Here is a 7,835-nt window from a genome sequence, read left to right on the forward strand (position 1 = left end):
TATGTGCGGAATAGCCGGGATATTTAATTCAGGAGAGACTGTCTCCCCTAATGATGTCCGCAGCATGCTTGATGCGGCAGCGCATCGCGGGCCGGATGATTCAGGAATAACCTCTTTCAATACCGCAAGCGGGAAGTGGTGGGGCCTGCCTGACGGCGGCGGCCGTAGCGACCTTGTCCTCGGACATCTCAGATTAAGCATCATCGACCTCTCCTCAGCGGGCCATCAGCCTATGTCCGATCCCGGCGGCAGGACATGGATAACTTATAACGGAGAGATATACAACCATCTTGAACTGCGCAGACGGCTTCAGGAACGCGGATACATCTTCAAATCCGCAACAGATACAGAGGTCGTGCTTTATGCTTATAAGGAGTATGGACATTCGTGCCTTAAGTATTTCAGGGGGTTTTTCGCCTTCTGTATTTATGACGCTGACAGAAAAGAGCTCTTTATGGCAAGGGACCGCCTCGGGCTTAAACCCCTGAAGTATTACTGGGACGGGCAGAGGTTCGCATTCGCCTCTGAGATGAAGTCTCTTCTGGAACTCCCATGGGTAAGCCGTACTGCGGACACCAGAGCTATAGACCGCTACATCGCCTACCGTTACATCCCTTCTCCTCTCACCGGCATAAAGAACATATATAAACTGCCGGCAGGATGCAGCATCACATTTTCGCTTGAGAAACCTGAAAGGGAGATTAAGCCGCATCAGTACTGGGTACCCCGTTTTGAGCCTAAAACCGTTATATCGTTCGATGAGGCAAAAGAGAGCATGCTCTCCTTGCTCGGAGAATCGGTCAGCATGCGCATGATGTCCGACGTGCCCATCGGGGTATTTCTGAGCGGAGGGCTCGACTCCAGCGCGGTGGTTGCGCTGCTAAGGCAAAGGCATAACGGGGACATCCGGACATTCTCCGTAGGTTTCCCTGATGAGGAGTTTGATGAAAGGCCTTTCGCAAGGAGCGTTGCCGAACGCTACGGCACCATTCATACAGAGCTTATGGCTGAAACGGACATAGGCAGGGACCTTCAGAAGATCATATGGCATTTTGATGAGCCGTTCGGAGACCCGTCCGCGCTTCCCTCGTTCTACCTGGCAAAGGCTGCCTCGTCCCACATAAAGGTCGTGCTGAACGGAGACGGAGGGGATGAGGTCTTTGCAGGCTACAAGCGCTACGCCATTCACGCAAGGAACCGCTTTCTCGATTACCTTCCTTCATCGCTGCATGATGCCGCAAGATATCTGTCAGAAATGCTTCCGCCCGATATTGACAAGAGGAGCTTTCGAGGAAGGCCCGGCCGCATACTTGAGTCATTGTCAGGCGGCCTGACAGAGACCTATCCGCTGAGGTTTGCAGGCCTTTCATGGAAGATACGTAACTCGTTATATAAGGGATGCCCTTTTATAAAGGCTGAAAGGTACGGGTGGCCTGCCGAGATAAATAGTCTTCTGGATAAAACAGGGGCTCGCACGGCTATGGAGAGGCTTATGGCGCTTGACCAGGTCACATATCTGCCTGACGATATCCTTGTGAAATCAGACCTTGCAGGGATGTCCCACGGCCTTGAGGCGCGTTCTCCTTTTCTTGACCATGTATTCGTTGAGTGGGCGAACAGCCTGCCGCTCTCATACAAAAAGGACAAGCACATTCTGAAAGAGGCTTTCAGGGACTATCTGCCATATGATATTATTAAACGCAAAAAGGCAGGCTTCAACCCGCCTCTGGCCCGCTGGATGAGGACGGTGCTTAAAGAGAGCATCGAAAGTTATCTCCTCTCAGAGGATTCGCCCCTCAGCTTCATGAACAGAGATGTAATTAAAAAGATGAACGATATCCATCAGTCAGGCAGGGCAAATATGAGCGAACCGCTCTGGTCCCTTCTTGTGCTGGCCGTATGGACAGAAAAGAACCGTATAAGTTTTTAATTAAGAGAAGAATTATTCCGCAATAGTTTTTATTAAAAACATTACATACAAAACGATTTGAACAGCTCCCCTCAAATTTCAAATTATTTATCATAAGAATCAATGAATTTTGATATAGCCTCTCCGACTAAAAAATATCCGTCTTCTGAGTAATGGGGGCCTATCCCGAGAGGGAATAAAGCAGTAGGATCATCCTGCTTCATAAAAATAGGGTGCAAATCAATAACAGGCAAATCTAATGAATCAAAAACCAAAAGCACCTTGTCCCTATGAAACAGTTCTCCACTGTCAGGATTTCCATTACGATATCTTGCTATCGCAGGCAAATAAACTACCGTCATCTTACCTCCCCATGATTCTACTTCAAGCTTCATCTTTTGTGCTACTTGCAACAAAAAATCCGAAGGTGGCGGGGGCTCTTCAGAGAGGTTTAACAATATTTTCATATGCTTACGTAGATGCGATAATTCTACTACCTTTTTATAAAACGGTTTTATTTTTTGTGGCCCAACACCATTTAAATATCGCAATATATAATTAGATATAAATTCATCTATTTCGTTTTGTTTATTCTTGAGAGATTGAGTGAAATCCGGGTTTAAATATTTTATTAAGAAACTATCTTTTGATTCTTTTATCAGATCTAGAATATCATTACCTTCAAAATAAAGCCAAAAAACCAGCGGAGGCCGCAAGTCATTTGCATACTCCCTTAAAACCGCCAGGGCAAACAAGGGACCGGTGCCGCCGACTCCCAGATTTACAACAGAATGCCCTTTTGATCTTAATATCCCGGCTGTGTCTTTGTCCGGATTAACACAAGCACCCAGAGTAAACGAATCTCCTACCAACAGAATATCCGGAGAGCTTTCGTGGGAGCCCGCAGGATTATTAAATCCATACTCATCAGATTCAAAAATCGCGTAATCCCCTGATTCATTACAGTGAACAATGGTCTTTCGGGATATTCCTGCCAAAGGCAGTATGACATTCCCTTCTGAATCATTTTTAAAACCATCTGGTTTATACAAGGTAAGGAAAACTTTTGGATTGTTTTCTCTAAGATATTTTGCAAACTGGGCTGGTAAACGAGGCTCAAATTTAACATTGTTTTTTTTGGCAGCTTTCAATTGATTAAGCGGTTCACCAACAAAAATGCCGACCATTACTTCAGCACTATAAATACTGAAAATTGATGAAAGGATCACAAGACACAAATTATCTATTTTCTTTTTATCCCAACTTCTTAACGCATGTTGCAAAAAAAACAAAACCACTCCATAAGAAGATATAATTATGATGAACTTCTCAATTGTATATTTCTCATATCTGTTAACCGTATAAATCAATCCGATAATGAGTCCTACCAGAACAATTAATACAATTGCCTTTGTAGTGTAAATTTTCTTAAAACACATATAGATCCTTTAAGTTATATACAGGTAAAGAGAGCCACAAAACTTATAAAAATGTTATCTGATCATAATGCAATTATTCAGCCATGGTCTTACTATAGACAAAATTATTCTATGCGTCAAGGAACTGAATTTAAAGCAGGATTGCTGAATTAAGAGATAAGTTGCTATATTATTCATAAGAAGATATCACAAAACAAATATCATTGAATGGCTGGCTGGATAAATTCTTGCGTATATTTAACTCTGTCTTTGTTATAACAAATGCCATATAAAGCAAAAATTAAATCTATATTGATGCAGGCGGGCGGGCAGGGAGACGGCATAATAGCCGCGAACGGCCTGCAGGCGCTGATCGAACTCAACATACCGTTCCTTGCGGATGACGGCATATGCTTCACAAGAAGCCTTGTGGAGCCGCTCGTAAAGGCCATGCTGCCCGGACTGAATATAAGGAGCATAGCCGATGCAGGGCACTCCCCTCACCCTCGCTATCACCTCCTGTCAAAGATCTCCTGGACAACAGTATTCCGCAACTACTTTTCAGGGGACTTTTATTATGATTTTGCCGAACGCAGAAGGCTCGCCTCATTTGACTACCCGCCGCAGGGCCCGGGCAGGCGCCTGCAGCAGTACCTGACAGATATGAAGCTCTCATCAGGCACGAGGGTTCTCAGGGAGACGCCTTCATATTACGCCCTCAAGATGTGGGCGCCTGTAGCTGCGGCATGGGGGGTGTCGGAGACAGCGCTTCTCAGAGGGCTCTATATGTCTTACAGGACGGTCTCTCAGCGATTGAGACAATATGCTGATGATCCGGAAAGGCATCATGCTGAAGTGCCGGTTAATAAAATAGCAATCTTCCCGGGCGGGGGCTCATTTCAGTTTCTGCCTGCAGACTTTATCAGAGGCATACTTTCAGAGCTTATGCCGGACGGTTCCGGATATACATGCTACTTCGCTCCGGGCGACCCTATGCTGGATGATTACGTCAAAGCGGGCCTGAACTCATCGGTCACAAACTCAGTTGATGATATACTGCAAATAGTTGCGAATGCCGATATTACCGTTACTGCGGACAGCTTTGTCTCGCATCTGGCCCAGCTCATCTCAAAAGAGCACGTGGCCCTTATGTCCCATGACCTGCCGCAGCATACCATCCATCCAGCCGCAAGGTCGAGGGTCGTCTTTGAACCGCTTGACTGCTGCCCCTGCTATTATACAAACCGCAGGGATGAGAAGCTCTGCCCCGCAGGCTACGAATGCTGTGCCGTCTTCCTGTCCGGCAGCTACAGAGAGCAGGCTCTCGAAACCATAAAAAAGATACTGACGCCATAGCAAAGAAGGAGAAGCCATACCTGTTATGCCGAAAAAAGTATTGATGGTAACAGGCCCTGTTCATACAGTTCCGCCATTGAAAGGTGCGGCAGTAGAGACATGGATGTATGAGGTATCCAGAAGGCTTTCCGGATATGAACCTCATATCATATCCATCTCACATCCTCTTTATCCTCTGGAGGAATTCAGGGACGGGATATATTTTCACAGGATACGTTTCGGCAAGGCATACCGAAGGATCTTCCAGAAGATGACCAGGCTTGACCCGCTTTCATACCAGAAAAGGATTGCCCGTATCATCAACCAAGTCCGGCCTGATATAGTCCATATGCATAACTTCACCAAATGGTCTGATTCCCTTGTCAGCCTCATAAAGAACAGCGATACTAAAACCCTGCTCCATCAGCATAATGAGTTCTTTGGCGCTATACCGGACACCCCTGTCGACCACCTTCTATGCTGCAGCAGGTTCATAACCGAACTGCCGAGCAGCCTCTCTATAAAGGCAAAAGGGCGCTCGCATATTTACAACGGTGTAAACCTGGAGAGGTTTCGTCCGCATTGGGAATGCGTCCGGCTCAAAGAAGAGATGCGCAGCCGTTTCGGCATAAAGAAGGATGAGTTTGTCGCTATGTATGTAGGCAGGGTCTCGCCTGAAAAGGGCGTGGAGCACTTCATCAGGAGCGCACTGCTTTTAAAAGAAGAAAAAAATATCAGATTCCTTGTTGTCGGTGAGATAGCAAAAGGGCAGCCCGGCAACAAGAGGGTAATATACGGTAAGGATATGATAAAGCTGGCGAAGCCGCTCGGCGATAAGATCATATTTACCGACGTCTTCCCCCCTTCAGAGATCCACTTGCTGTATCTGTCAGGGAACGTCATGGTAGTGCCCTCAAATTTCGAAGAGCCGTTCGGCATGGTAGGTATAGAGGCGATGGCGACCGGCCTGCCTGTGATCGCGAGAAAGAAGGGCGGGATTACTGAGTATGTGGCCGACGGGACTAACGGCTATCTGATAGATGAAGAAAGGATGTGCGAAGATATCGCCGGGAAGATCAGGATGCTCTCCGCTGACAACGACCTGAGGATGAAGATAGGAAGAGAAGGAAGAAAAACCGTTGAGAATGGATTTTCATGGGAAGACATCGCCAAGGAAGTTGAAAAACTTTACAACAAACTGACAGAATAACGCTTTGTAATAAAAGATCATAAAGCCGGTATGTTATGAGGAAAAGATTCAAATCTATACCCCGAAGAATTCCATCGCCCGGCTTTCAACGAAGTTTTTGTATTCCTTGATAAACCTTTCTATGCTGAAGCGTTCAGAGTTCTTTCTTATCTCATCGGGGTTGAACATCTTTTCATTAGCCTCAAACATTTCAACCGCCTCTATCAACGCCTCAGGAGTCTGTTCATGGAAAAATATGCCGGTAGGATGCGCTCCTCCATTGCCCGCTGCTTCTTTCTCATCAAGAGGAATGACCGTCTCAACAGCACCGCCTTTTCCATATGCTATTACCGGCGTTCCGCATGCCTGCGCCTCCACAGGCAAGATGCCGAAATCCTCCTCTGCCGCAAAGACAAATGCCCTGGCCTTTTTCATATATTCCTTTAGTACATCACCGGCTTGATAGCCTAACAGCCTGATATTGCCCTTTGCCTTTGCCCTGACCTTTTCAAAATCAGGCCCGTCGCCTATAACAACAAGCGGCAGGCCCATATCTGAAAATGCCTCAACGATAATGTCCATCTTTTTATAAGGAACCATCCTTGAGACAGCCAGATAGAAATTCTCTCTTTCATCCCCGACCTGAAAATCATCAATATCAACCGGCGGATAGATGACATCAGCATCCCTGCCATAGGCCCTCTTTATCCTGTCTTTAATGTAATGGGAGTTGGCTATGAAATAATCAACATTTTTTGAATTCGCGTAATCCCAATCCCTGATGCGTTTCAGCACGGCCTTTACCAAAACTCCCTTTAACCCTCTTTCAAGGCCGGATTCCTTAAGATACTGGCCCTGAAGGTCCCAGACATATCTCATTGGCGTGTGGCAGTAACATATATGGAGCTGGCCCGGCTTCTTGCGCACTCCCTTTGCCACGGCATGAGAACTTGACAGTATGAGCTGATACTCGGACAGATCAAACCGTTGGATGGCAAACGGCATGATCGGCAGATAGTTGCGGTATCTCTTTTGTGCCATCGGCAAGTGCTTTATAAATGATGTATTGACCTTTTTGCCTGATAAAAAGGCGCGCTCCTCCTGTGGAAGAAAATCCAGCAGACAGAAGAGGTCTGCATCAGGGTAGAGTTTCAAGATCTGCTCCAGTACTCTCTCGGACCCTACATAAGTCACAAGCCAGTCATGGATGATAGCGGTTTTCATTTATTCATTATCCCAGATAAAAGTTTGTTTGCAATTTCTCCCTGATAGGATAATCAAGGAATTCATTTGAATATTTTTTCTTTTTTTCTAGAAGAAAGAAATTCCCCCATGCCAATGAAGGGAACATCTTTGCCAGAGATTTAGCTATGATCGGAGGGAAAGGGTAAAAATTGCTTCCTTTGAAATCTATTAATTCATATCCTGAATAGATATCCAGAAAATCCAGGAGCCCGGATTTTGTAAAAGCTCTGACATGAGCAGAGAACAACTGAATAGGGGTCGGCTGCATACCGGCAAGTAATAGCAGTCGATTGTGTAATGATGCTAAATTAGGAACACCTAAAATCAGTTTTCCATTAATCTTTAGTATCCTGCTGGTCTCATGCATTATCCAAAAGATCTCTTTTGTATGTTCCAGAAATTGATTGGCAATTACAATATCAACTGATTCATTTTCAAATGGAAGCCTATCTCTTTCTATATCAAGCTGATGAACTTCAATATCCCGGCTTTTCAGCCCAGCTATATTAGGTTCATAAAATTCTACTGCACACATCTTTGCTGACGGATTTATCGCTTTTGCAATGTCAAGGTCAACCCCGTTCCCGGCACCTAAATCCAGAGGTGGACCCCATCCATTGGACAGGTTAGGGGCTGATTTAAGGTGGAATGCACCGGCCATCATGCCGCCTCCAAAAGCTGTTCTGATTTCCTATATCCGCCAATAGGCAGATTCCAGTATGCCTCATAAGGGGTCTTG

At 45.7% G+C, this 7,835-nt stretch carries 6 protein-coding genes; 3 read left to right on the forward strand and 3 right to left on the reverse strand.

The window, feature by feature from the left end:
• Position 1 precedes the first annotated feature (1 nt).
• Entirely contained in the window at positions 2-1,930 is a 1,929-nt protein-coding gene (asnB, locus tag Q7U10_00265) for an asparagine synthase (glutamine-hydrolyzing) (GenBank protein MDO8281054.1), read from the forward strand.
• An 83-nt stretch (positions 1,931-2,013) separates the two neighbouring features.
• Here asnB and Q7U10_00270 read toward each other — a convergent pair whose 3' ends face one another.
• On the reverse strand, positions 2,014-3,348 hold the full coding sequence (locus tag Q7U10_00270) for a hypothetical protein (protein MDO8281055.1): 1,335 nt from the start codon (positions 3,346-3,348) through the stop codon (positions 2,014-2,016).
• A 261-nt stretch (positions 3,349-3,609) separates the two neighbouring features.
• Between Q7U10_00270 and Q7U10_00275 the strand changes: the two genes are divergently transcribed.
• Positions 3,610-4,683 carry a hypothetical protein gene (locus Q7U10_00275; GenBank protein ID MDO8281056.1) on the forward strand — a complete coding sequence of 358 codons (1,074 nt, stop codon included), beginning with the start codon at positions 3,610-3,612 and terminating at the stop codon, positions 4,681-4,683.
• A 25-nt stretch (positions 4,684-4,708) separates the two neighbouring features.
• Positions 4,709-5,872, forward strand: coding sequence for a glycosyltransferase (locus Q7U10_00280; protein ID MDO8281057.1), 1,164 nt, complete (start codon positions 4,709-4,711; stop codon positions 5,870-5,872).
• Positions 5,873-5,926: 54 nt separating this feature from the next.
• Here Q7U10_00280 and Q7U10_00285 read toward each other — a convergent pair whose 3' ends face one another.
• Both Q7U10_00285 and Q7U10_00290 read right to left on the reverse strand, forming a co-directional pair.
• The gene (locus Q7U10_00285; GenBank protein ID MDO8281058.1) at positions 5,927-7,075 is read right to left on the reverse strand and encodes a glycosyltransferase family 4 protein; all 1,149 of its coding nucleotides are present in this window, start codon (positions 7,073-7,075) and stop codon (positions 5,927-5,929) included.
• 7 nt (positions 7,076-7,082) lie between these two features.
• The gene (locus tag Q7U10_00290; protein MDO8281059.1) at positions 7,083-7,760 is read right to left on the reverse strand and encodes a class I SAM-dependent methyltransferase; all 678 of its coding nucleotides are present in this window, start codon (positions 7,758-7,760) and stop codon (positions 7,083-7,085) included.
• Between the last annotated feature and the right edge of the window lie 75 nt (positions 7,761-7,835).

The organism is Thermodesulfovibrionia bacterium, from assembly GCA_030646035.1.
In the GTDB taxonomy this organism is placed as follows: domain Bacteria; phylum Nitrospirota; class Thermodesulfovibrionia; order UBA6902; family UBA6902; genus JACQZG01.

Excerpts from the sequence above, each read along its gene's own strand:
- Q7U10_00275 (MDO8281056.1), top strand. The coding sequence starts at position 3,610 with ATGCCATATAAAGCAAAAATTAAATCTATATTGATGCAGGCGGGCGGG.
- Q7U10_00270 (MDO8281055.1), bottom strand. The coding sequence starts at position 3,348 with ATGTGTTTTAAGAAAATTTACACTACAAAGGCAATTGTATTAATTGTT.
- asnB (MDO8281054.1), top strand. The coding sequence starts at position 2 with ATGTGCGGAATAGCCGGGATATTTAATTCAGGAGAGACTGTCTCCCCT.
- Q7U10_00280 (MDO8281057.1), top strand. The coding sequence starts at position 4,709 with ATGCCGAAAAAAGTATTGATGGTAACAGGCCCTGTTCATACAGTTCCG.
- Q7U10_00285 (MDO8281058.1), bottom strand. The coding sequence starts at position 7,075 with ATGAAAACCGCTATCATCCATGACTGGCTTGTGACTTATGTAGGGTCC.
- Q7U10_00290 (MDO8281059.1), bottom strand. The coding sequence starts at position 7,760 with ATGATGGCCGGTGCATTCCACCTTAAATCAGCCCCTAACCTGTCCAAT.